Below are 23412 nucleotides of genomic sequence, written 5' to 3'. Positions count from 1 at the left end.
AAACATCGACTACTGCCGCCTCTGCATGGGCCACGCATGACTCATAATCACCAATGGGCGCTTATTCGAATCGTGTATGACTCACTGCATGGGTGGTCTATCAATCATGATTTGGATAGACTGTCCGCCACGTGCACCGGAGTGGATCGGTGTCAAAGACGAAAGAGAGAACCTACGATGCCCACTGCAGCGGGTCGGTCCACCACGGGTCGGTCCACCACGAGCCGACGTACGACCTCCGTGAGAACCGACCGTGCTGCCCTGCCTACCGAAGAAGCCGCACACTACACCGGGCTCTCGTATGGAACGCTGAAGAAGTGGCGCGTGACCGGTGACGGCCCGGCCTATGTCCGCATCGGATCGCGCGTCGTCTATCTCATCGACGATCTCGACACGTGGTTGCGCGAGCACCGCGTCGCCTAACAACACCTCGCCCACGACACTGACGAAGCCCCCGGAGCCAGAGCGGCCGGGGGCTTTCCGCATGCCGGGTCGACGCTCGTCGCTGTGTCCGCCAAGGGGAGGGCCAGCACGATGACCTGCATCCAGTACTCCATCAACTCTCGTCTGAGGCTGTGAGTGCTTGACCTACCGCAGATCAGACACAGTGCGAAGCTCGATGAACCCCCAGTTCAGTCGAGGATTCTCGTCAATCAATGCTCAAGTGGTACAAGTGGTACACGATCTCTGAGTCGATTCGAGCAGCAGGTACTGCCTGTGTCGATGGAAGCGGGGGCGGATCAGATGGTCATGTGTATAGCCTTTGGTCCAGCTTTAGCTTCCGGGCGTGGGTGCGAGTCCTGGTGCGATTGCATCAGAGCTGACTCCCGCCACCCCGACAGGCAAGGACGAAGTTCATGATGATCACCGGGACCGCCGCACGGGTATGTGCGCGCTGTCGTCGTGGACTCCGACCGCAGGTGGTCGGGTCCCGGCACGGTGCAGCTGCATGCGTTCGTCGCCGAGGCGTGCTGCGGTGAATGATCCCGACGAGAGGTGACCTGCGATGGGCAGATCAATTGGGCCCGCTTGAACCCCCAGCCAGGCGCACGGCCGTCAGTCCCGTCCTCAGGCCCATCGCACCTCCCCACAGCAGGCAGGGGAGGTGGTCGTATCGACCGCCTCCCCTGCGGGGCCAGATCTCATCTATCGGTTCCTACGAGCCGTCCGGCCGGTTGACCGGACTCGGACGCTCCGCGTTCTCACGGGCCCTGGGCTGCTTGGCCCCTTGGCGGGGACCCGCCTTGAACTTCGAATCCTTGATTGCCGACGAGCCCTGCGGGGCGGGCTGCCCCGCCCCGCCGGAAGGCGTGGTCGCAGACGGGGCCTGCTGACCCTGGACGTGGGGCGCCTGGCTCCCCGACCTCTGGTATCGATGCGAGAACCCGTTACCGCTAGGAGCGTCGCCGACGGTGCTCGGTCCGCCGACCGCCGTGGGACCGGTGCTCGCCGGTGCCTTCGGTGCCGCGGTTGCGGGCCCACTCGACGCAGCGGGGGTCGGACCGGCCGGCAGCGGGATCGCCCCGCTGGGGCGTGCGGCCTGCGAGCTCTGCAGCACGGGCTTCATGCTCGGGGTCCCCGCCTGGCCGCCGGGGTCGGCCTGCGGGCCGAACCGCGTCGGGACCGAGGTACCGCCGGTCCTGCTGCCCGGACGGGGCGTCGATCGGGCCTGCTGGTCGCCGGGGTTCGAGCCGGAGTAGTTCGTCTGGTCTGCTCCGAACTCGACGCCCTTCGACCTGCGGCCCCCAGGCGGGCTGGGAAGGACCTTGCCTTCGAGGACCCGGTTGCTGTCGCCATGCCCCTGGCCAGCTCCCGGAGCAGAGCTCGCGACGTCGCCGGTCGTCACACCGCCGCCGGGGATCTCGGCCTTCTTCTGGTCCTTCGCGTCGAAGCCCAGCCTTGACAGGCCTCCCTGCCGAGCAACATCTTCGGCCGCGGCCTTGTCCTCCTGTGTCGATCCCGGACGCGAGCCGGCCAACTGCAGCGGTCCCCCCTTCCTGTCCTGCTCCGACTGCTCCAGCTGACCGGTCGAGCCGCGCTCGCTCGACGACGGCCTCGACCCGTTGAAGGTGCCCGGACCGCCCTGAGGCAATCCATTGCCCCCGGGGCCCTGCTGCCTGGAGCCGGACTGGCCTGACTCGAGGACATTGGCCTTACCGCCCTCGAGTTGGGCGTTGCTCGGGATCCCGCTGGCGTTGGGCTTGTTCGTGTCCCCTCCGCCGGGGCCAGGCTGACCGTTGCCGTTGGGCTTCTTCAGTCCGCTGAGCTTGCCGCCGGTGGCCTGGGCGAGCTTGTTGCCCGCCGCCATGCCCGCGCCAGCACCAAGACCCCCGGCCGCAGCCTGCATGAGCCCGCCCTGTTTCGCCTTCGGCGCGGTGTCGGTCTCGAGGAACTTGTCGACGAGCTTCGTCACGACCTCGTCCAGGGCCTGGAGCACAGTCTTGCGCACGCGCAGAAGGATGAACGTCACGGCGATGATGAGCAGTGTGGACAGGAAGGTGAGGACGACCACCGCCACCGGGCCTAGGCCGAGCGTGGACAGGAGCCCGTTCTCGCTCACGAGGTTGGTCAGCGGCCCAGAGGCGATCGAGGGCACGCCGATGATCAATCGTGAGACGAACTGATACAGGAAGATCGTGAGGATGACCTCGAGGATCATCGCCACCGAGTAGATGATCACCTTGCTGATCGCCGCGATCGCACCCAGGGTGGCGAACGGGATCGCCGCGATCAGCGAGAAGGTCCGCTTGAGTGCGCCGATGACCATGCCGAAGGCGTACCAGATGCCCAGTAGGCAAACGCTGCCCAGCAGCGTGACGGTGTTGGCCCAGTACATGAACGACGCCGGTCCCGAGCCGACCTGGCTCACCGAGGCGTGGTTCTCGCGTACGAGGCCCGACATCGCGTTTTCTGAGCTGAACGAAGTGAGACTATCGGAGGAGAACGAGCTGTTGAGGTAGTTGTACATCGACAGGGGCGACATGCTGCACTTGGCCGGGGCGCCGTTGTCGGTCGTGACCATGAAGCCGCAGGTCTTGGCCGAGTCCTCCTGGTTCTTCGTCGTGAACGTCCGCACGCCGTCGGAGACCTCCGACTGCAGGCCCTCGTCCTGGGTCGAGATCATCGGGGCCTCGGAGGCCTTCGGGTCGTCCTCGTCGCCGAACTGCTCGACGTCGCCGTAGCTGCCCGTGTTGTTGAACCAGTCCTCCTTGACGTCTTCGTCGGCGTTCTCTGACAGCCAGCCCTTCACGCCCGACTCGAAGTCCGAGGCCGGCGTCTCCTGCCCGCTGATGTAGCGGTTGAGGATGTCCAGTGTCGTGCCGACCTGCTGCCACGAGCCCGGCTCCTCCTGGGTGAGGTCGACGTTCGAAGCGTTCCTCCATGCGTCCTCCGCATCAGCGGACACACCGCCGGCGTCCCAGCCGGCGTCGCGGTAGGCCGAGTGGGAGACGATGTTGATCGCCAGCGCCGAGGTCCGGGCCGACATCGTCGACTTCGGATCGGCCTGACCTCTGCCCTCGTTCCAGCCGATGGTCGCGTCCTCGGGGACGAGCAGGCGGGAGTTCATCGCCCAGGCGTTGAAGTCGACGTAGTTGGACAGGACGACCTGGGTGGCGCCGGCCGAGGCGTCGACCCCGGATTCGGAGAAGCTGTCGAGGACGGCGGTGTACATCGATCCGAAGATCGGCAGGCCGAAGCCGAGAAAGAGCAGGCGTACGGCGAACTTCTTGATCGCCGAGCCGCGGTCCATCTTCTTGAACAGCACGAGGCCGATGAGGAGGAAACCGAGGAAGAGCGGGACGAGGACGGTCCACGACAGGTTGACGAGCATGCCGTACCACTCGCCAATGAAGTTCGCCACGCCCAACAGGGGCCCCGGGGGCCCGCAGTCCTCGCCCTCACAGTTGTTGAGCATCCCGTCGGCCAAGCCCTGCTGGTAGCCACCGCTCGTCCCTGCTGCGGTGGTCACGTCGGCGACGGCTGTGTAGAACCACGCGAAGGGGTTGAGGAACTTGAGCAGCTCGATGAAGGCGAAGAAGAGCCCTGATATGAGCAGGGCCACGCCGTAGCAGGCCCAGACCACCGAGCCCGCGAAGCCACCGATGATGTCGCCGATGACCCCGCTCGACATTGAGTCGAAGCCCAGGTCCTTGTTGGCCGCCCCGAACTGGCCGTAGGCGAGGAAGGCGTCGCCCCCCTGGCTCAGGGTCTCGTGCGTGATCGTCTGCGTCGAGCCCGACAACCCGGCCGAGAGCCAGCGCTTGAACTGCGAGACCGTTGGGTCGCCGTAGCCGAGCAAGGAGCCCGCAGCCCCCGGTTCGGACTCGGCGATGTTCTCCCACGCCCCGCCGAGGCTCTCGCCGGGCTCGTTGGAGTCAGAGAAGTAGCCCGCGCCGTTGGACGCGAGCTTGTACAGGCTGTAGTTGTCCTCATCCTCCGAGGCGTTGTCGTCGGCGAAGGCCGTGGAGCCTCCCAGGAGCCCGATCAGGAGCGGGGCCACGAGCACGACGAGGAACACGCCGACGACGCTCTTGCTCCACCCCAGCCTGGCCAGGGCGCCGCCGAAGCCGTCTCGCACGCGCGTGATCGCGCCCTCGCGCTCCATCGCGTCCCCTCTGCTCACGACTTGGCCAGTTTCGTCCGCTTGCCCCTCGTCGCCGTGCCGCGGCGCGAGGCCTTTTTGGTGGGCCCCGCGGTCGGCTTCGTCTTCCGTGCCCCGGGCGGGTCATCAGTCAATTCATCGTCTGAATCATCATTCATGCTGCTCCCCAATGACGTGAGGTTCGCACCCGGCGTCGGGTCGTCGTCGAGGATCTGGGCCATCCGCTCGGCCTCCTCGGCCCTGGCCGCTTCGAGGCGGACCTTGCGTCGCTGGGCCTCGCGGTAGGGGTTGATCCCCAGTGCCAGGTCGAGGTGGAAGACAACATTCGTCACACCGCGGCGTAGGTACGACAGGCTCTCGCCGCGGGTCGTGATGAGGTTGGCGAGGTCGCGGGGGATCTGCTGGGCCAGCTGCCTTTGGTACTCGAGCACCGTCGAGTCGCGCATCGGCCCGAGCACGGTGTAGTCGGCGGCGTCGAACTTGTTGAACTTCGAGTCTGAGAGCATCTTGTCGACGTCGTTGTAGCTGTAGACGACGCGCCCTCCCCGGTCGAAGAGGTGCTCGAACTGCTCGGTGATGTACGTCTTCACCCGGTCGTCGATGAGGTCGGCCCCGTGGATGATCACAGTGTCGCCCACACCGAGCTCTGCTACGGCGAAGCCGACGATGTTGACCAATTGGGCCATGGCCACGCCGCGCCCGCGCGTCATCAGCCGTGAGAAGTCGTAGAGCACCCGGCGGGCGTCGCGGACCCCGTCGATCGCGGCGGCCGTGGTGTTGTTGAACAGGTCGCCGTTGGTTGAGAGCATCGTCTGGCCGATGGTCTGGAGCAGGTTGAGCGCCCGGAGCTGGTCGGGGTCGTTCTTGTCCGAGGCCAGCAGACGCTTGTGCGCCATGTCGAGGTAGGACACGAACAGCTGTAGCTTCGGCACATGCGCGTGGTCGATGCCGACCACACGCAGCTTTTTGCGCATGTGCTGAGCGTTCTCGCGCCACATTCCCTGGTCGATGTAGAAGTCCGTGGCGATCCGCTCGAGGTTGCCCCTGATAATCGAGGCCACTGCCCCGTCCGAGGACTCATAGAGCTGCTCGAACATGAGCTTGAGCTTCTCCATGTGCGTGGAGAAGATCGCCAGCTCGTCCTTCTCCTCGCCGAACATCTCGAACATGTTCACGTCGCCGGAGTTGAGGTCGACGCGGGCGGTCAGGCGGTCGAACGTCGGCCCGAGCTTGTCCATCTTGGCCCCGTCGAGGACGAGGTGGACAACGCGGCCGTTGTCGAGCATCGTCGCCTGAGACAGCTTCGAGCACCACATGTTCGACACCCGCTCGCGGCCGAGGTACTCCGACAGCGTCGGGTCGGCGATGACGACGTGGTGGGCGTAGTCATTGACACCCATGAGCACAGCCGAGGAATTGACGTCTCCGACCATGAACCCGACGTACTCTCCGTTCTTGTCGTTGAGCCCGTTGGTCACCAGCGAGTAGGAGCCGGCGAACTCGGTCGAGGTGTAGTGGAAGCCCTTGCCGCGCTTCTTGTCGTTGTTCTTGAACAGGCCTGACAGCTCCTGGCGCTGCTCGCCGACGTAGGCTGCGGCCTTGAGTGTGCCGAAGCGGTCGATGTAGAGACGCGTGACCCGCTCAATGGTGTCCTCGAGGATCTCCAGGTCCGGTGCCTTGAGGAAGAGGCGGTTGTGCACGTGCAGGTAGGTCGCTCCGTCTTGGAGCTCACCGATGATCGCCTCGCGGTCGGCTGAGGCCTTGGCGGCCTTGCGCTTCGACGAGGTCGTGCCTGAGGCTTCCTGCTCGCTGCTTTCGAGGGAGTCGAGCTTCTCCGACTGCTTGGTGTACTGGTCGACCCACTTGTCGTCCTTGCGCACAACCTGCTCGAGCACGACCGCCGTGACACGTTCGTCGAGCCCCGAGGGGATCCTGTCGATGCCCCAGAACGGGGCGAAGGCGTCGTGTGAGGCGTCGTCGTGGAAGTAGCCAAGGACGCAGGCGACCGAAGAGTCGACCTCGAAGTAGTCCGATCGAAAGAGGTAGCGCTCCTTGGGCTTGAGCGCCATGAGGTGCGGGTAGAAAAAGTAGGATCCGGCCAGTTGCCGCTCCTCCTGACGTCGGGCCCACCAGCCGAGCAGGCCGCGCCTAGCGGCGGTCGTCATCTGGGGCTCGGGCCCGTCGATCGGTTGGCTCGACCCGGTCTCCGGCTCAGCCTCGGCCGGGATACCCAGCTGCTTCCGGCTCTTCCTCATCAGCGCCATGGTTCGTCCGCGTCCTTACTTCGTCGTCTCGTTGGGGGATGTCGCTCAAGTTGCGGCGGGGGCGAGCTGGTCATCGATGCCGGAGTAGAAGACCCGCAGCATCGACTGGGCCTCTTCGCGGTCGAGCATCGTGGCTTCCTTGATCATCAGATCGCTGTTCTCGACCTCGGCCTGAAGGATCGTGTGTCCACGGCGCAGCGCGTCTTCGCTCTTGCCCTTGAGCAGCAGGTACTGGTGAATCGATGCGAACTTGCCACCGACGTGCTGGGTGAGGATGTCGTACTGCTCGTTTTGCAGCTCGATGAGATCGGGGTCCCGGACCTCCAATGCCTGGTTGCGCCGCTCGAGATTCGCCATCTGGTGGTAGATCCGCTGCGGTTCCTTCGTCGTGATGAAGACGTGCTCGCAGGTCGTCTCAACCTTCTTCCAGAAGTCGTCGTTGCGCTTGAGGATCCCGACCCGGTCCTCGTCGAAGAGCAGGTAGCTCGCCGACCCGACGACGAGGTAGACCTGCCCCTGTCCACCGTCGGAGTAGTGGATCCGCCCGTCCACGTCGATCCACTCGATGCCGACAATCGAGTAGAAGCCTGATGGGTTCGAGTTCCGCCTGGTGAAGACCTGGCGCGCCGACTTCGGCAGGTAGGCCAGCAGCGGCGGCACCGTCATGATCCGCAGCTCCTTGGTCTTGGTTAGTTGGCCCATGTAGAGGACGAAGACCAGCGACCACAGGACGAAGAGCGCGATGAACTTAGCGCCGGAGTCGGCGATGAAGGTTGAAGTCGCGCACCAGGCGACGACGATGATCCCGCCGAGGAAGAAGCCGATCTGCTTGATCGGCATCGGCCGCATCTGCCAGCTCTTGCCGCCGAGACCGATCTCGTGGTCTGGCAGGCCCCTGGCCAGGCTGACCGGGACCTTGTACGCGCTCTTGACTTCAGGCATGCCGCGCACCCACTCCCGCCGTCGGCTCAGCGATCGTTCGCATCCGCCCGCTCACCTCTCCCTCACCCATCACTATATGATTGCAATGGATTCATGGATGAAGACTGTATGGGGACACTCTATCGGATGGGTCGCTTATGAATGGTCATTCATTGACCATTTAAAGGAGTCCGGCCACCCGGACGACTCGTCCGGGTGGCCAGCGGCCTCGAGCGGTCGGTGGATCAGGCACGCGCCCTCGCCCGCGGCGTGGACTTCTTGTCGTCGAAGTGGGGGACGATCCGCTTCGCCTTCGCATCCCAGCTCACCTTCGCGGAGAAGATCTTGTCGTTCTTGGAGACGAAGCCGTCGAGCTCGAGGGTCTCGCCGGCCTCCAAGGCCTGCTTCTCGTCCTCGGAGAACGAGCGTTTGCACCACGCCTCGGGGCGGTCAGAGACCTCGAGCTGGAAGCCGACGTAGCGTCGGCCCCTGAACTCGCCGAGCCCGAGCCTGCCCCTGGCCGAGAAGGACTTACCGGCCTTGGACGTCGCCTCGAAGGAGATCTCCTCACCGGCCAACAGGCGGTCGATCTCGTCATCGGTGAACTCGTGGCCAGCCCAGACCTTCTTGAACGAGACCTTCTTCGGGCCGTCGGGCGCGGCCGCCCAAACGCCCTCGGCACGGGCGGCCACTTCGGTCTTGGCCAGGCCGAGCGTCGCGCGCATGGCGTCAGCGTTCCTCGTCATCACCTTGATGTCCTCGCGGACCCAATCGGCGACCCGGGCCAGCAGTTGATCGGGATCAGCGCTGCCCTCGGCGACGGCGCGCATGCCGGCGTAGACCTCCTCGGTCAGCGACAGGTCGCCGATGCGGGTGTCCGGCAGCAGCAGCCAGCTCATCTCGCCGACCGAGGCCAGGGTGAGCTTCTTGCCCTTCTCGACGAGCAGTGGGTTCTTCGCCTTGGCGCTGGTGATCTCGGAGTACGTGCTCGTCCGCGTCGCGCCGGTGCCGACGTCCCTCTTCTCGAGCTGCTTCATCAGCCACTTCATGCTCGGGTGCTCCGGACGCTTGTTCGCGCCCTCGTGCACGTACGGCTCGGCGCTGGTGCCCAGGCCATGAGCGGACTCGTCCTTGTCGCCAGCCGTATCCTCGTCCCCGGCGTCGGGATCGAAGACCGACTTCCAACCCATCTTCTTCGGCACGTTGGCGATGCCCTTGAAGTCGGGGTACTTCTCGAGGTGGCCCTTCTGCTGTTCGTACTCGTAGTCGGCGGCGAGTATGGCCAGGTAGTTCTTCGCCAGCGTCTGATAGATGAGGCGGCCGGCGGTACCGAAACGCTGCTCGACGTCCTCGAGGGAGGACGGCACGTTCGGGCCGGGGCGGTTCGCGCCGTGCGCGCCGACCGGCTTCACGTGGGTCTTCCTCGGCTCGCGATGGGTCAGGTGCTTGGTGTCCACGCCCGCCACCGCGGCGATCCGGTCGGCCAGCGGCGCGAGCTCGGCGTGCTGCTGCGGGGTGATCGTCTTGTCCTCGGTGCGCGGGTAGGACACGACCTGCTGCTCGTACATCGCCTGGTAGGTCTTGAGCGTGAGCTGGGCCTTCACACCCTTGCTCACGAGCATCGACGACAGCGCCGCGAGGTCGAGCAGCTTCGGGGGAGTGGTCCGTCTCATCTCCGCGCTGTCCCTGACCACCGACGAGGCGGTGTACTTCTGCGGCACTTGGTCGGCCCTGTCGAAGCGCGGCTCGTTCGGGTTGGTGTAGACAACGGCGTTCTCGTCGAGGAAGCGGTTCTGGAAGAACGGCCGCTTCACGTAGTCGTTGTAGGCCTTGAGCTGGTCGCCGACGAGCTTGACCATCGCCGACTTCAGCCGTCCCTGGCGCAGGACCGCGTCCTGGCCGGACTGTCGGGCTATGTTCGTCGCTGCCCGCGACCACTGCATCGAGGCGAAGTCGAACATTGAGCGGAAGCGGGCCTTCTTGAACGCCGGGTGGTCGTGCACCGACTGCACCGGCTGGCGGTCCTTGAACGCCTGCTGCAGGGACTTCTCCGACTCGTCGGTGAAGTGCAGCCGCGAGATCTTCTTACCGGTCAGCCCCAGCTCAACGAGCGCGTTGATGGCGATGGCGTCGCCCTCGCCCGACTCGTCCCAGTCCGTGGCGATGGCGATCTCGTCGCAGCCCGACAGGGCCTGCTTGACGTTATTGCGGACCTGGGCGGTGTCCTGGATCGGTTCGTTGGCCCAAGAAAAGTCGCGGAGATCCCAAGGGAGGTTAGCCATGTCCCAGTTCTTGTACTTGTCGGCCAGCGACGGATGGACCATCTTGTCCGGGGCGACGAACTCGTAGAGGTGCCCCCTGGCGTGGGTGATGACGTACCGCTCGCCGTCGAAAGTGCCCTTCGGCCCGCCCCACGCCCTGCTCCCGTTGCGTGCCGCGGACGGCTTCTCCATCAGAATCCCGACAGTCATGCTGCCTCCTGTCGAATAGATGACTCGTTCGCCAGTGAAGCCTATCTGATGGATGACTGTAAATGATGATTAGGAAGACGATTCAATGAATGAGTGAAGGTGGAGAAGAGCCCCAGAGCGGGTCTGCCCCGGGGCTCTTCTTCTCCACCCGCCACGTCCGGCGTGGCTTATCGGCTGCGCGCCATCCAGTGCTCATGCTCATCGACACCCCCGAAGGCACAACACCTGAACCTCGTGCAGCACACCGTCGCCGCCTTCGCGACACCGGGGTTTGCTCCGGCATGTGGCACACCGGTGACACCTCCGGGAAATGGCGAAAACCTCCGCGTAGGCATGTCGGGGGTGTAGCTTCGCCCCCATGGCCACAGAGCACACCCCCGCCCACGACGTGGGCGGGATTTCCTCCGCTGCGCCTCTGGCGGAGCAATTCCCCGTCCTGGACCTGCTCGGCGCCGCCGCGGACATCGACGCCTACGGCGGCCGCGCCCCCGACGCGATGAGCAACACGACCCTGCTGGAGCACCTGCACTGCGTGGCCCCGGCCGAACGCGCCCTGGACCGCGCGGTGCTGGGCCTGCTCGGCGCCGCCCGCGGGCGGGGCCTGCCCTGGCCGCGCATCGGCACCGCGCTCGGCCTGAGCGCCGACGGCGCCCGCGACCGCTTCGACCGCGCCGCCGAGCGCCACCCCGACTACACCGCGCCGCCGAGCGCCACCCCGACTACACCGCGCCGCTGGCGCCCACCCTGGCCGCGCACCGCGCCCACGCCGCACGGCTCATCGAGGCCCTGGACGAACAGATGTCGGCGCACACCGCCAGCACCGCCGCCACCCGCCTGGGCGCGGTGTTGCTCACCGCGACCCTGCGCGAGACGCCGAGCATGGTCGGCGTGTGGCTGGAGCAGGACACCCTGACCGCAGCGGCGTCGGCCGCCGCCCACCACCCCGGCGCCGAACCGGCCTACCGGGTGCTGACCGAGCACGCCCGGGACCGGCGCGGCACCCGCGCCGACCTGGTCGACATCATGCGCGCGGCGGTGCGCACCACGGCGTGGGCCGGGGGCGGCCCCGCCGCGCCGCCGCACGGCCTGCCCGCCCCCGGCGACGGCGACGTGGCCGCCGCCGTGGCGGCCGCGGACTGGCCCTTCGAAGCGGCCGCGCACGTGTCCACGATCGTGTCCGCGGTGCGCCTGCTCCTGCACCTGCCCCAGTACCGCAGCGGCCCGGCCCGCGCCCTGGTGGAGGCCGTGGCCGCCGCCGACGGCACGGCGCTGATCCGCGCGGTGGCGCGACTGCGCGAGCATCCCGAGGCGCTGCGCGCGCCGCTGCTGGGCCAGGCGGGGAAACGGGCACTGGAAGCGCTGCCTCCTACTCCGGCCGACTCGGCGGCCGACGACGACCCGGACCTGCCCCGGTGGGCGCAGGACGCGGGCACCGAGGACGTGGACGCGGCCGTAGCGGCCGCCGGACTGCCTGCCGCGGACGAGTGGCCGTCCACGCTGAGGGAGCCGGTGACCGAGATCCTCAGGCGTGCCGCCACCAAGGAAGCCCTGGACACGCCCGGCGACGACCTCGATCTCAACGCGCTGGGCGGGGACCTGGACGGGGCCGCCGACCTGGCGGCACTGGACACCCTCATCAGCGACCACCTGGCCCCGGACACCGACCTTGCGGTGCGCCAGGTCCTGCGCGCCTTCGCTGACGCCATCGGCCAGGAAACCCCCGCACGGCTCAACGCCGCGATGGCGGCCGTGGCCGACCTGGACCCTGACGCGCGCGCCCGTGCCTGGAGCACGGCGGGAGAGCGGTTGTGGCAGCAGGTCCACCCAGCCAGCGACCGGGGACGCGAAGCCGATCACCAGCCGGGGAAACCCGAGCGGCCCCGGCCCACCGGCTACACCGCCGCCCTGGAGAAGGCCGGGCTGTCCCAGGCTGCGGTCGACCAAGTCCAGCGCGACGAGGACGACTGGGAAGGGCGGGCGGGCGCCGTCATCCTGGACCACCCCGCCCTGACCACAGCGGTGGCGCGGCTGCTGGCCGTGGCCGCCCCGCTCCTGGGCTCGAGGAAGCTGGGCGCGGGCAAGACGCATGAGGCGCTCGACCACCTGCGCGCGGTGGTGGTGGCGGGCAACCGGTCCACCATCGGCACGGCGCTGGAGGGCGTGCTCGCCCTCAACCCCTCCCGAGCACCGCTCACCAAGCACCCGCGCCTGGCCGACGTGCTGCGCGGTCTGCGTTCCGCCTACCACGACCAGTGAGGACACACGAAGCTGCGCCATGCGCTATGGGAGACCTGGAAACTCGTGCTCACCGTGACGGCGATCGCGGCCGGCCTGGCGGCGTTCGTCGCCCTGATCTGGTTGGTGATCACCGATCCCGATCGTGCCGATGCGTGGGTCTGGGGCCTGGCCGTCGTGGCGATGGTGGGCGACCTGGTGGCGGCCGTGCGCACGAACCCCCACCGAGCGCCCAACCCCCGCCTAGCCGGGCTGGTGTGGCTCGCATCCGCGATCACCGGGGTGCTGTTGAACCTGCTCGCCTCTGGGGCAGGCGGCGTGGCGGTCATCGGCTACGTCGTGGCGACGAACGTCCTCTTGACCCTGCCCGACGCCGCCGGGCTCTGGCCGGGACAGGATGACCGTGAACTCTCCGCGCCGCAATGACCACCGACGCGCACCCCAACACCCGGCCGACCTCTACGGGCCGCAGACCGAACGACCTCACCGATCGGACCCACGCAGTGGCCTGCAAAGGCATCCTGCTGGACACCACGCTGCCCCACGCGAACTGGTGGTGGGCGCGGTCACCGCCGCCCACGGCCGTGCAGCGGCTGCTTGCTGTCCCTGTCGACCAGGCCCCGACCACCGCTGCATCCGCCTGACCCCGCACGTCCCCAGGGCCGGAGAGTTCCCGGCCCTGAGCCAGACCACGAAGGACAACCCCTCATGATGCTCGACCCCGACAGGGGCCCCTACCTGTTCGAACTCGACCCGGTGGACCACGGCCCGGCGCGCTGGGTGATCGCGGCCACCGACGATCCGCAGTGCACCGCCCGCACCACCAAGGGAAGGCGCTGCGCCAACACGGTGCTGCGCTCGCACAGCACCAGCCTGTACGCCCACCCGGTCCGGTACTGGTCCCACGCGGGGCTGCTGCGCGTCTACCGCGTGGAGGCCTCCGACGAGATCCAGCGGGTGTGGCTGGAACAGCGGTGCCGCCTGCACGACACCGTGGAGGCCGTGGACGAGTGCGCGGTGGAGTGGCGCCCCTACGAGCCCGAGCACGACTCCGCCCGCTTCACCGAGGACCTCCCGGCACTGCCGCGCCTACCCGAGCCCGGCCAGAACTGGAGCGAGGTGCCCGAGTGGATCGCGGAGCTGTGGCGAATCGGCCGCTACCAGCGCGAACACCTGGGCGTGCCCGCGGGCGCCTCCTACGTCCCCGGGCGGGGGTGGACCGCGTGACAGCGACCCCAGCACAGGACCATGCGCCCGCGGACGCGGCTGCGGCCGCGCTCGCCGCTGTGACCCGGCGGGTGGAACCAGTGTGCCGCTCGTGCTCGCGCAAACCCCGAGTGCGCGCGAACGGCACCGCGACCAAACACCCCGCGCGTGGGGAACCGTGCCCGGGAAGCGGAATGGGCCTGTACCTGGCCTCCTCCTGCGGCTGCGGTGAGGACGACCTCATCGGCGCCTGGACCTACCCGGCAGGGCGCCCCTACCGGCGCGCGCCGGTAGGGGCGGCGGTGTGCTCACGCGCCGACCACCAGGTGGCGGTCCACCAGTGGGTCCACGGCCGGGCCGGGGTCGCTCCCGACGAGATCGGGTTCACCCCCACACCGGAGACGGAGAAGAGGGCACCCTGGCTGGATGAGGGTGCCGTCCACGCCCGTCGGGCGCTGGTTGCCACACTCGCCGGACTCGCCTCGATCCCGCCCGAGGAGGGGGAGCGGTACGGTTCGGCGCAGGCTCTGGTCCTGGAGCAGGGGCGGGCGTGGACGCCGACCCCGCTCGACGCCGACCTGGAGGACTACCGGGGTGAACCGGGGCACTGCTTCGAGTTCGCCGCGCGGATGGCCGACGCCGTGCCGGGGCTGGTGTACGTGGAGGGCTACGCCATTCTGTTCCCGGGCTGCACCTGGGCGGTGCCGCACGCCTGGGTTGGGCGGCTGTCGGACGGGGCGGCGCTGGATCCGACCTGGGCCCAGCCGGGCCCGGCCTATTTCGGGGTTCCGCTCACGGCCGCGTACCGGCGAGCGGTGCCGCGGGCGCTGTCGGGCACGCTGTCCGTGCTGGTGGACATACTCCCGCGTTCGGTGTGCGCGGACGGGCTCCCGCCGGGGGCCGCGGCCACCGGCACCGACCAGGCCGTGTGAACGCGCCTTCGTGCCCGTCTGCCGGTTTCCTGTACCAGATCCCCGTTTCCAGCGCAGAATGGATGCCATGACCGACACACCCCAGCCCCCGCCATTGCTCGGCCTCCCGCCGACCGAGAACCGGTGCCTCGGCGGTGGTGGGTGCAGACCGGCGCCGACGTCGGGATGGGCGCGGCGCTGGTGGCGGGCCTGGCCCTCATGGGCGCCCCGTGGGGATCCGTGGCGCTCCTCGCGGCGGGCGTGAGCGCGTTCGTGGCCCGCCGGGCCTGGCGCTCGCGGCCTCGACCGGGCTGCCCGCCAGTGGCCCGGTAGCGGCCTCAGGGAACGTGACACGGCCCGGAACCCGCCAGGGGTTCCGGGCCGTTGTACGACGTGGTCAGCCGGGCGGGGCCTGGAAACCTTCCGCCTCGACCATGTCCACGCTGGCCTCGACCATGCTCACTACCTTGGCGTGGCGCTCCTCGGTGTCCAGCCCGACCAACTCGACCGCGCCGTCCAGCGGCAGGTTCGCGGCCGTACGCCGGGGCCCGTCCGGGGTAGCGAACTCGTATTCGATGTAGGCGCTGCCGCCCATGTCGATGATCTTGGTGACCCGTGGGTCCTTCGACTCCAACGTTGTGCCGATGTCCTCGGGGTTGGGCTCACCATCGGGGTATCCGGCCATGATGGCGATGCCGTTGCGGGCTGTGGCCAGATGGTTCTGGGCCTCGACCAGGTGTTTGTTCAGCCGCTCGCGGTCCTCCAGGCTGAGCTGCTGGTTCTTGTCGAAATCAGGCCGGGCGTAGTACTCGACAGCTGCCGCACCCGCCTGGGCGCCCTCATAGGCGGCCAGCAAGCAGCCGCTCATCATGGTGGCCGGGCCTCGGCCGGTAGTGGACATCAGCGCCACTCCGGTGAACCGCAGCCGTGCGGCGAAACGCTCGTAGACCAGCGCGTTCGGCCCCTCCTCGCGTCGGTTGCCCAACACCTGGTTGTAGACGGCCGCAGCCAGAGGTGTCCTGTCCGGCGACAGGCCGTGCAGCATGTTGTCGGTGTGCGCAAGAAGAAGGCCCATCAAGGTGGTGGCTTCCTCCGGGCTGGGGTCCTCCGACAGCGGCGGTGCCGTGTCCGGGTCCAGGGCGGTGATGGCGGCGTGCAGGCGCTGGGCGAACTCGGCGACGTCGCGGGATGGGGCCATGGTGATGCTCCGTGTCAGATGAGGGCCGGGTATGTGAGTATGCCTGGCGTTTGCCCTGGTAGGCCAGTGTTTTCCGGCAACGGAATCAGCTCATCCGGGTGACTGTTGGGTCCACCGGTCCATGGCGGGTCACGGGGAGTCCGCCAGCGTGCACCCGCACGCGGCAGCCACGCCACCCGCTCAACCTTGCCCCTGCGTGGGGTCGTGGAAGACGATGTCGACGCCGCGGACGCGCACGATGCTGAACTCGCCGTAGGGGCTCAGCATGTCCTCGATGTCGGCAGGCCACAGATGCGGGCAGGCGGGTGAGTGCGCGACCTGACGCAGATGCTCCAGCAGCCCAAAGTGCAGTTGGGGCGCGAACAGGTCCCAGCCTCCCTCGCGGCGCCGTGCCACGCGCAGGTCACTGCGGTCCACGAGGGGGTGCGCTCCGGTCAACGCCTCCATCACCAGGTCCAGTGCGCTCAGCTCGTCGGCGCGCGCGGTCATCCGCCACGGCGGCCGCTGGGGGCCGTGCTCAGAAGACCAGGGGCGTGGCGACTGCGAGGGCAAGGGATTGTGCCGAAGGAGAAGTTGGCTGTCGTGTTCGGCGTGCAACCGCACCCAGGGGGTGTCACCGGCGTGGACGTGGGTGCGGGTGCGCAGCGGTGCGGGCAGTGCGATCGGTGAGCGTGCATCGGTCAGCAGCTCGGCGAGTTCCAGGGCGGTGGGGCGGCTGCCCCATTCCAGGTTGAGCAGGCGGGCCCCGGAGGAGTTGCGGGGGACGGGGTTGGGCCACACGTTGTAGAAGGGCCAGCACCGGGGGATGGGGGCGCCGTGCAGCAGCCGCAGGCGGCGCAGCAGCGCGGAGGACATCCGAGCGCTCTCGGCGGCTCCGGGTCCGGGCTCGGACTCCGCTTGGAAGAGGAGCTCTTCCTCTTCCAAGGGCAGCATCTCGTGCGGACGGGTCGCCCAGGGCGCCACCGTTCCGGCGGGCAGGCCGGTGAGCATCCAGGACCGCGTCCGGTGCCACTGTGTGCTGGTGAGGGGGATGCGGATGCGCCCGGCCAGGCGCAGGTGCTCCAGAACCAGGTGGCCGCGGTGGTGGTGCGCCCGGATCCCGGGGATGCCGTCCAGGTCCTGATCGGGGACGGCGCGGGGCAGGGTCTCGTTGAGTACCGCGCTCAGGTGCGGTCGGGCGATCTCGATGACGATGTCGGTGACACCAGGCGTGCACCGGCGGATCGCGAACGGCGGGTCGGTGGGGTGGGACACCACGGGCAGGCGGTTGAGGTTGGCCAGGAACAGGCTCTCCAGCCGGGCCTGGCCGTCGCTGGCCTCAGGGATGGGCGGCAGGTGCGGGGGCAGCGCCCTGAGGGCCTTGGCGGCGGTCTGGCGGCCTTCGCCGGTGGCGGTGGTGCGCAGCTTGGTCAGTGCCGTGGTCCGGGACATGGTCGCTCCAGCGCCCCGGCTGCGCGTGAAGGTCAGGTCCGGTCGGACTCGTCGCTGAACAAGGAGTGAGGGGCGGCGGTTCCGCCGGTTCGGGCTCGCGCCCCGCGCGCCGGGTGCTGTGGGGGAGCCGCGGCGCCCTCGGACACCGTAGCCAGATCTTCACACACCGCGAAGCGCCTGGGCAACTCCGACCGGCGCGTCAGCCAACAGGACCAGGTTCCTGGTCGACGCCGTTCCGGGGCGGTGCCAGGGGGTGAGTTGAGCGCGGCCTGGGCCTTTCAGCACCCCTCGCGGCACAGGCGCACGCCCGAGCCCGCGGTGTCGACCACGCGGCGCTCGCCCAGCGCCTGCTCCAAGTCCACGGTGTGTTCCAGGAAACCATCCGGCTCCTGCCCGCACCACCGATCGTGCTGGGAGATGCGGACCCACAGGCTGACCGTGTCGCCCTCCTCCGAGACGCGCACCGTGGGGTCGGCGGTGCAGCGCCGCCTCCATCTCAGCGCGCACCCCGCCCGGCCCCGCCACGGACACGGGAGGGCGGCGCGAGCACCCACAACAGCGACGTGCGGGCGCGCTCGGCCAGGCGGACGAAGCGGGGCTGCGGCGGCACCGCCGGACTCACCATCTCCTCCCACACCTGGAGTGAGAGCCGCTGCACGCCCACCAGCTCGCGCGCCTGCCAGGCCCGGCCGCCCCGGTCCCAGTACGCGGCCACCACTTCGGGCCCCCGGGACGCTTTGCCGATGCCCATGCCCTGAGCCAACTCCTGCACCGCCCTCTCCAGCCACTTCCCCTGCGCCAACGCCGCCAGAACCCAGCGCACGCGCTGGACGAGTTCGGCGGCCTCTCCGAGCGTGCCGGTACGGTCGTGGACGAGCTGGCGGTCCTGAGCCTTGCCGCGCTCCTGGTCGATCCCGCACATGGTCGCCCCCACCGGCGGGCTGCCCAGCATCTCCAGGTCGGCGAACAGGCGCTCCCACACCGGCGGCTGGCTCTGGGGATCGCACAGGTCGGGCACCGACCGCCACGCGGCCCGCTCGGCGCGCGCCAGCGGCACGTGCTCGGTCCCCTGGGCGTGGTAGTGCATCAGCCACGGGTCACTCACCGGCTCGCGGGCGTCCTGGGCGCCCCAGGTGATCCAGCAGCGCACCACCTCCTCCTCGCCGGGGGAGGGCTCCAGCAAAAGAGCGTGGCGAAAGCCGCCCAGGACCAGGGTGGCGATCCCGGTAGGGGCGGGCACCGGATCCAGCGGGTCGGGCAGCGGCGCTTCCCACGGGGCCTCATCCTGCCCGGTCAGGGCCACGTACGGCATGCCCAGGACCAGCGTCTCGAACAGGGTGCGCCCCTGGGGGTGGAAAGAAGCGCTGCCGCGCAGCGGCCCCATGCCCGCGATCGCCGACTTCACCCCCCGGCACTGCCGGACGCTGCCGGTGCACGCCGCGCGTGGGGAGCGCTCGCAGGCGCTGGCGGCGTATGAGGCGATGGGGTACGAGCTGCGGATCGACCAGGTACGGGAGAGTATCCGCGCTCTGGAGGCTCGCTAGCAGGAGTGAACGCCTCGTCCCTCGCGGCCCGCTCGGCTCCACGCCGGGCGGACCGCGGTGTTGGTGCGCGCGACGCAAGCCCTGGGGGCAGCGTGTGGGAGAGGTGGCGGGCCGGTCCCTGCTCATGGAGGGGAGCAGGGACCGGCCCCTGAGGCCCGTCACCGGTCAGCGCGAGATCTTCCGGCTCGCGCTCCCCGTCATCCAGCCGAGCCTCTCACCGGGGTTCCATTATTCCCTAAACCGGGAATACGGATGGCCGAAACTGGGAAATTCCTTCCGGCCTGTCCCACGCTTTTGCTTACCCGTCCGTGCGCGTTTCAAAGCTCCAGAACGCCACGAGAACAGCACGGCCCTTTTTCTGAACGTTCTCGAACACCGCCGAACAGTACTGGTCAGTAAGGTGCCACCGAGGCGACAAACAGCACGAAGGTGATTTGCGGCAGCAGCACCGCCAGAGGCGGACATACCTCTAGCAAGACCGTAGTCCTCTGGTCCCTCGTGAGGTAATTTTCCCCCATCGGCCTTTCAGCCGTATCCCTGCCCGTACCTGCTCGCGCGTGGCATCTTCCATTTCTCGTCACCCTCGCGTGCTTCGGGGCTCGGTGCGGCCATCCAGCCGAATCTGAAAGCCACTCACGAAAGAACTTCATGACCGCTCACTTTGTCATCGACACGGCGACGGGGCGCATCGTGCTCATGTGCACCGTGATCGCCCTGGCCCTCTTCCTGCACCGGCAGGGCTACGACGTGGCCACCGCCCTGCTCCTGGCCGCGGCTGCGCTCGGTATCGCCGGCCAGGTCGCCCGCCGCGCCCTGCCCCGGGACACGCGATGATCGCCCAACCCCACCACCACCGCGCACGCGGCGACATCCGCTTCATGATCCAGCCCGGCACCCACCCCCAGAACATCCGGGTGGACGATGACGGCCGACTCTGGGGGGAAGTCCCGGTGGTGCCTTTCCGGGAGGTCACCCTGGATCCCGTGCTCTTGAACACAGGTGTGCGCTCCACCCGCGCGGCGGCCCGCACCGCCCCGGCTCCTCGGGAGCCCGAGCCGCACGCGCCCGACGACGTCCCCGGCTACCAGCTCAGGCCCGACCCCCTGGAGGCCCGCACCGTCGAAGAGTTCGTGGAGATGATGCGCCGCTACCGGCGCTGGGCCGGTTCCCCCTCCTACCGGGTGATGGCACGTCGGGTGGGCACCTGCTCGGCCGCGGGGTTTTGTGAGGCGCTCTCCCGCGACCGCGACAGACTCCCGTCGTTCACCCTGCTCAACGCATTCGTGGTCTCCCTTGGGGGAGACCAGGAGTACTTCCGGCGTTGGGTGACGGCCTGGCGGTCCCTGGACGGGCGCGTGGCCGGTGAGCCCCTCATGCTCGCTCTTCCCCCAGTGGAGGGGACGACCTGACGCGGTGGCCCGCCGGTGGCCCGCCCGGCGTGGAGCCGGGCGGGCCCCGGGGCCGTCTTCCATCCCCTGACGAAGACGGCGCTGGATTCCGTACCCGGACGGGATGGGCCAAGTCCGGGCACGGAGGTTTACAGCTGCATGGGGGAGGCGGGGCGCTCCCTTTCGCAGGTAGGACTGGACGAGGTCGGCGAGCCCGAGTGGGTAGACCGGTTCGGCGCTGACCGCGATATCGGCCGGATGCCACCAGCACCGGGCCTGGATGTTGTCGGTCTGCGTTCCGGTGGCACTATCTGTGCAGCTGGGTGGTCAGCGTCGAGTCGATCAGAGCCGGGATAAGCTCCCAGACCAGGGCTTTGTGGTCGCTAGGAACCGATATCTGGTGCAGTCCGCGAGAAGCGGGCACCACGGACTCGGTGACGTAGACCCGGTCGACCGCGAATCCTCCGCGTCCAGTCGGCGCGAGGAGATCGGCCTGTTCTCGGGGGTCCTCAGTCAGGTCCGCGAGGTGCAGCGCCAGGTCGGTCCACCGGCAGCGGGCGAACAGCTCCGCAACGTCCCGGTTGACGACCTCGTGGCCAGGCGCTCCGATGTACCGGTAGGCGAGGTTGGCCGCGGGCAACTCCTGCGGACGAGGTTCTGGAGGAGCGGCGGGGTGGTGCAATCGGGGCTGGTTGACGTCGCCGAACACTACGGCGGCCTCGGCCCTGATGGCGCCGGGGGGTTGGGCGCGGTCCGCGACCCGGCGGGCTCGATCGTTGACCAAGGACGCCTGGTGCAGAGCGAGCGGGGCGCTTTGGTGGGACAGGTGCACCACCACGACCGACAGCGAGAAGGGCAGGCCGATGTCGAAACGCGCGGTTCCGCCGAAGCCCTGCCACGTGTGTTCGCTGCCCGTGACCGGTTCCCACTCCACCAGCTCCATGGCGTTGGGGTCATAGAGCAGGCCGGTCGAGCGGCCGGGCACGAACGAGTCGTGAACCGCGGTGAGGCCGAGTCGTTCTTCGACCTCGCGCAGCAGCGTGCGGTCGTTCTTGGCCCATTCGTTGACCTCTTGGAACCCGATTAGGGCAGGGGAGTGGGCGGCGATCGCCTCGCACAGGGCAGGGATCCGGTTGTTGTAGGTGCCGTCCGGGTTGTGGATTCCGGAGCGCCAGGCGTTGACGGACATGCAGCGCAGGTTCGTGTTGGGCACGCGGTTGTTCCTGTTCGAAGAGCCGAGAGGAGTTGTGAGGCATGGTTCGTGTGTCAGGGCGTGGGGGTGGGGTCGGGATCGTCGTGGTAGGCACTGGCCTGGAGCGTGAACAGCTCGTAATAGCGCCCCTGAGCTGCCATGAGTTCGGTGTGGGTGCCGCGTTCGATGACCTGTCCCTGATCCAGAACGTAGATGCGGTCGGCCATACGGACCGAGGCCATGCGGTGGGTGATGAGCACGACGGCTGAGCCGGTGCGGCGGGCGTGGTCGTGGATGGTGGAGAAGAAGGTGTGCTCGGCGCGGGCGTCCAGGGCGGAGGTGGGCTCATCAGCGATGAGCAGGTCCGCTTTCCGGTAGAAGCCGCGGGCGCCGGCGATGCGCTGCCACTGGCCCCCCGACAGGTTGACTCCGGAGGCGAACGTGGAGTCGAGCAGGGTGTCCCAGCCACGGTCCAAGGAAGTGATGACCTCGTCGGTGCCGCTCAACTGGGCCGCTTCCTCCAACTTGGCTGGGTCATAGCCTTGGGTCATGGTGACGTTGCGGCGTGCGGTCATCGGCCAGCGGGTGTGGTCCTGGATGATGACGCTGATGCGCTCACACACCCTGGACCCGAGGTCGGTGTAGTCGACCCCGTTCCACGTCACCTCGCCGTGCTGAGGTTGGTAGAGCCCGCCCAGCAGGCGGGCCAGGGTGGATTTTCCTGAGCCGTTCTCACCCACCAAAGCGATCGTCTCGCCTGCGTCCACGTGCACCGACACTGCTGCCAGTGAGGGCTTTTTTGCGGTGGGGTAGGTGAAGGTCGCCTGGTGCACCTGCGCCCGTTCCAGCTGTTCCGGGGGCGGTGCGACGGCGGCTGGAGGCAGCTGGGCGCGGGCCTGGTCGCAAAAGTCCAGGAAGTCGCCGTAGTACAACCCGGATTCGTAGACCCGGTTGAGGGAGTGCAACGAATTGTGCATCTGCCCTTGGGCGCGTTGCAGGGCCAGCACGGCGGTGCCCACGGCCGCCAGCGGCATCCACCCCACCATCAGTAGCGCGCCCAGGGTCACGTAGGTCAGGGCGGTGGCCGCTCCACCGATGGCCCCGCCCAGGGCGCGGATCCGGGTCTGGTACCAGGCCACCCTCAGCATGGCGTTGCGCTCGCGGTCGGCCAGAGCGGTGTAGTCGGCCAGGAGAGACTGGCGCATGGTGTAGGCCCGTAGTTCGGCGGCCGAGTCTCGGGAGGCCATGCGGTCGCCCAGGATCCACCGTCGGCGCCTGCTGGTGCTCAGGCGGCGTTGGGCGTCGTATTCGGAGCGTGCGGCGCGCGTGGCCGCCCACCCGGCGGGGACGACGCTGACCAGCAGCAGGGGGAGCAGTAGGGGGTGGAGCACGGCCAAGATTCCGGCCAGGGACAGCAACCCCACCACACCGGAGAGGACTTCCAAACAGGCGGTGACCAGGCGAGGCACCTCGACCACACCCCGGTCGCGGCTGCGATACATCGCATCGGCCCAGGGCTCGTCGTCGAAAGCCGCCAGGCGTACTTGCGTGGTCAGGTCGAACAATTCCAGCTCGACGATCCGCTCGGTCTGAGTGCCCAGGCGGGCCAGAGCCCAGTCCGAGACCAGGCGGATGGACCCGGACACGGCGGCCACAGCGGCGACAACCGCCACCGCGGGCAGGGCAGCGCGCACCCGCTCAGGCAGGGGCCCCTCGGTGAGCAGGGCGTCGAGCACCCAGGTGACTGAGGCCAGGCTCAGAGCGCCCAGGATGGCGGCCAGCGTGCTCGCTGTCAGGGCCAGGATCAGGTCGCGGGGATTGGCCCGCCAGGCCCAGCTCAGGGCGGAAGCGGTGAGCGCGGGCATACGGACGAGCTTGGTCCACAAGCCGGTACGGGCCAGGTCGCCGTCGAAATGCCTCCATCGGTGGGCGGTGAGTTCCTCCTCCAGCCCGGTGTCGGAGACGTCGGATCCGCCCTCAGGAGTGGGGGGTGGTGCCATGGGTGTGCTCCAAGCGGTGTCGGTGCGGTGAAGTCAGGCCACGGTTGC

20 protein-coding genes are annotated in these 23412 nt (G+C 68.5%); 10 read left to right on the top strand and 10 right to left on the bottom strand.

Annotation, left to right across the window (positions count from 1 at the left end; genetic code table 11):
* Positions 1-36 precede the first annotated feature (36 nt).
* Entirely contained in the window at positions 37-423 is a 387-nt protein-coding gene (locus tag HGB44_RS32640; protein ID WP_325096931.1) for a helix-turn-helix transcriptional regulator, read from the top strand.
* Positions 424-1156: 733 nt separating this feature from the next.
* Here HGB44_RS32640 and HGB44_RS03680 read toward each other — a convergent pair.
* The 4 genes from HGB44_RS03680 to HGB44_RS03665 form a co-directional block, all read right to left on the bottom strand.
* Positions 1157-4624, bottom strand: a complete 3468-nt coding sequence (locus HGB44_RS03680; protein ID WP_061081262.1) for a hypothetical protein — start codon at positions 4622-4624, stop codon at positions 1157-1159.
* The gene (locus tag HGB44_RS03675; protein WP_210751121.1) at positions 4621-6867 is read right to left on the bottom strand and encodes a hypothetical protein; all 2247 of its coding nucleotides are present in this window, start codon (positions 6865-6867) and stop codon (positions 4621-4623) included. Before HGB44_RS03675 ends, HGB44_RS03680 begins: the two co-directional genes overlap by 4 nt.
* A gap of 45 nt (positions 6868-6912) precedes the next feature.
* Complete coding sequence (locus HGB44_RS03670) at positions 6913-7809, bottom strand: hypothetical protein (RefSeq protein WP_061081263.1); 897 nt, start codon at positions 7807-7809, stop codon at positions 6913-6915.
* Positions 7810-8033: 224 nt separating this feature from the next.
* Positions 8034-10259 (bottom strand): DNA topoisomerase, encoded by a 2226-nt coding sequence (locus tag HGB44_RS03665; RefSeq protein WP_082768416.1) that lies wholly within the window; start codon positions 10257-10259, stop codon positions 8034-8036.
* A gap of 358 nt (positions 10260-10617) precedes the next feature.
* Here HGB44_RS03665 and HGB44_RS03660 point away from each other — a divergent pair, with 358 nt between their 5' ends.
* From HGB44_RS03660 to HGB44_RS03635, 6 genes are all read left to right on the top strand, one after another.
* The gene (locus HGB44_RS03660) at positions 10618-11172 is read left to right on the top strand and encodes a hypothetical protein (protein ID WP_082768417.1); all 555 of its coding nucleotides are present in this window, start codon (positions 10618-10620) and stop codon (positions 11170-11172) included.
* The gene (locus HGB44_RS03655; protein WP_061081265.1) at positions 11058-12515 is read left to right on the top strand and encodes a hypothetical protein; all 1458 of its coding nucleotides are present in this window, start codon (positions 11058-11060) and stop codon (positions 12513-12515) included. The genes HGB44_RS03660 and HGB44_RS03655 overlap by 115 nt, the downstream gene beginning before the upstream one ends.
* 45 nt (positions 12516-12560) lie before the next feature.
* Positions 12561-12920, top strand: a complete 360-nt coding sequence (locus HGB44_RS03650) for a hypothetical protein (RefSeq protein ID WP_061081266.1) — start codon at positions 12561-12563, stop codon at positions 12918-12920.
* 282 nt (positions 12921-13202) lie between these two features.
* A complete protein-coding gene (locus tag HGB44_RS03645; protein ID WP_061081267.1) occupies positions 13203-13721 on the top strand; it encodes a hypothetical protein in 519 nt (172 codons plus the stop codon).
* A gap of 173 nt (positions 13722-13894) precedes the next feature.
* A complete protein-coding gene (locus HGB44_RS03640) occupies positions 13895-14632 on the top strand; it encodes a hypothetical protein (RefSeq protein WP_061081268.1) in 738 nt (245 codons plus the stop codon).
* A gap of 123 nt (positions 14633-14755) precedes the next feature.
* Positions 14756-14944 (top strand): hypothetical protein, encoded by a 189-nt coding sequence (locus HGB44_RS03635; protein ID WP_061081269.1) that lies wholly within the window; start codon positions 14756-14758, stop codon positions 14942-14944.
* Positions 14945-15008: 64 nt separating this feature from the next.
* Here the strand turns inward: HGB44_RS03635 and HGB44_RS03630 are convergent, their stop codons facing one another.
* From HGB44_RS03630 to HGB44_RS03615, 4 genes are all read right to left on the bottom strand, one after another.
* Entirely contained in the window at positions 15009-15809 is an 801-nt protein-coding gene (locus tag HGB44_RS03630; RefSeq protein WP_061081270.1) for a hypothetical protein, read from the bottom strand.
* A 180-nt stretch (positions 15810-15989) separates the two neighbouring features.
* Complete coding sequence (locus HGB44_RS03625; RefSeq protein WP_061081271.1) at positions 15990-17240, bottom strand: hypothetical protein; 1251 nt, start codon at positions 17238-17240, stop codon at positions 15990-15992.
* A gap of 278 nt (positions 17241-17518) precedes the next feature.
* Positions 17519-17704, bottom strand: a complete 186-nt coding sequence (locus HGB44_RS03620; RefSeq protein ID WP_061081272.1) for a hypothetical protein — start codon at positions 17702-17704, stop codon at positions 17519-17521.
* A 32-nt stretch (positions 17705-17736) separates the two neighbouring features.
* On the bottom strand, positions 17737-18645 hold the full coding sequence (locus HGB44_RS03615; RefSeq protein ID WP_168443941.1) for a type I-E CRISPR-associated protein Cse1/CasA: 909 nt from the start codon (positions 18643-18645) through the stop codon (positions 17737-17739).
* On the opposite strand from HGB44_RS03615, the gene HGB44_RS03610 reads away from it, so the two are divergent.
* The 3 genes from HGB44_RS03610 to HGB44_RS03600 all read left to right on the top strand — a co-directional run bounded on the left by HGB44_RS03610 (position 18623) and on the right by HGB44_RS03600 (position 20193).
* A complete protein-coding gene (locus HGB44_RS03610) occupies positions 18623-18784 on the top strand; it encodes a hypothetical protein (RefSeq protein WP_168443940.1) in 162 nt (53 codons plus the stop codon). The two genes, HGB44_RS03615 and HGB44_RS03610, sit on opposite strands and share 23 nt — an antisense overlap.
* 648 nt (positions 18785-19432) lie before the next feature.
* A complete protein-coding gene (locus HGB44_RS03605; RefSeq protein ID WP_061081274.1) occupies positions 19433-19618 on the top strand; it encodes a hypothetical protein in 186 nt (61 codons plus the stop codon).
* Positions 19615-20193, top strand: coding sequence for a hypothetical protein (locus HGB44_RS03600; protein WP_061081275.1), 579 nt, complete (start codon positions 19615-19617; stop codon positions 20191-20193). Before HGB44_RS03605 ends, HGB44_RS03600 begins: the two co-directional genes overlap by 4 nt.
* 286 nt (positions 20194-20479) lie before the next feature.
* Here the strand turns inward: HGB44_RS03600 and HGB44_RS03595 are convergent, their stop codons facing one another.
* Positions 20480-21385, bottom strand: coding sequence for an endonuclease/exonuclease/phosphatase family protein (locus HGB44_RS03595; protein ID WP_061081276.1), 906 nt, complete (start codon positions 21383-21385; stop codon positions 20480-20482).
* Positions 21386-21438: 53 nt separating this feature from the next.
* A complete protein-coding gene (locus tag HGB44_RS03590) occupies positions 21439-23364 on the bottom strand; it encodes an ATP-binding cassette domain-containing protein (RefSeq protein WP_061081277.1) in 1926 nt (641 codons plus the stop codon).
* Between the last annotated feature and the right edge of the window lie 48 nt (positions 23365-23412).

This window comes from Nocardiopsis alborubida (genome assembly GCF_012396365.1).
Classification (GTDB): Bacteria; Actinomycetota; Actinomycetes; order Streptosporangiales; family Streptosporangiaceae; genus Nocardiopsis; species Nocardiopsis alborubida.
The sequence above is the reverse complement of the archived record's forward strand: the minus strand, read 5'-3'. Positions and strand labels throughout refer to the sequence as shown.

What these genes read in the sequence shown, in the direction of transcription:
- HGB44_RS03600 (WP_061081275.1), top strand. Translation starts at nt 19,615, where the DNA reads ATGATCGCCCAACCCCACCACCACCGCGCACGCGGCGACATCCGCTTC.
- HGB44_RS03665 (WP_082768416.1), bottom strand. Translation starts at nt 10,259, where the DNA reads ATGACTGTCGGGATTCTGATGGAGAAGCCGTCCGCGGCACGCAACGGG.
- HGB44_RS03610 (WP_168443940.1), top strand. Translation starts at nt 18,623, where the DNA reads ATGCCCGCGATCGCCGACTTCACCCCCCGGCACTGCCGGACGCTGCCG.
- HGB44_RS03640 (WP_061081268.1), top strand. Translation starts at nt 13,895, where the DNA reads ATGGGCCTGTACCTGGCCTCCTCCTGCGGCTGCGGTGAGGACGACCTC.
- HGB44_RS03660 (WP_082768417.1), top strand. Translation starts at nt 10,618, where the DNA reads ATGGCCACAGAGCACACCCCCGCCCACGACGTGGGCGGGATTTCCTCC.
- HGB44_RS03605 (WP_061081274.1), top strand. Translation starts at nt 19,433, where the DNA reads ATGACCGCTCACTTTGTCATCGACACGGCGACGGGGCGCATCGTGCTC.
- HGB44_RS03675 (WP_210751121.1), bottom strand. Translation starts at nt 6,867, where the DNA reads ATGGCGCTGATGAGGAAGAGCCGGAAGCAGCTGGGTATCCCGGCCGAG.
- HGB44_RS03625 (WP_061081271.1), bottom strand. Translation starts at nt 17,240, where the DNA reads ATGTCCCGGACCACGGCACTGACCAAGCTGCGCACCACCGCCACCGGC.
- HGB44_RS03630 (WP_061081270.1), bottom strand. Translation starts at nt 15,809, where the DNA reads ATGGCCCCATCCCGCGACGTCGCCGAGTTCGCCCAGCGCCTGCACGCC.
- HGB44_RS32640 (WP_325096931.1), top strand. Translation starts at nt 37, where the DNA reads ATGACTCATAATCACCAATGGGCGCTTATTCGAATCGTGTATGACTCA.
- HGB44_RS03645 (WP_061081267.1), top strand. Translation starts at nt 13,203, where the DNA reads ATGATGCTCGACCCCGACAGGGGCCCCTACCTGTTCGAACTCGACCCG.
- HGB44_RS03590 (WP_061081277.1), bottom strand. Translation starts at nt 23,364, where the DNA reads ATGGCACCACCCCCCACTCCTGAGGGCGGATCCGACGTCTCCGACACC.
- HGB44_RS03670 (WP_061081263.1), bottom strand. Translation starts at nt 7,809, where the DNA reads ATGCCTGAAGTCAAGAGCGCGTACAAGGTCCCGGTCAGCCTGGCCAGG.
- HGB44_RS03655 (WP_061081265.1), top strand. Translation starts at nt 11,058, where the DNA reads ATGTCGGCGCACACCGCCAGCACCGCCGCCACCCGCCTGGGCGCGGTG.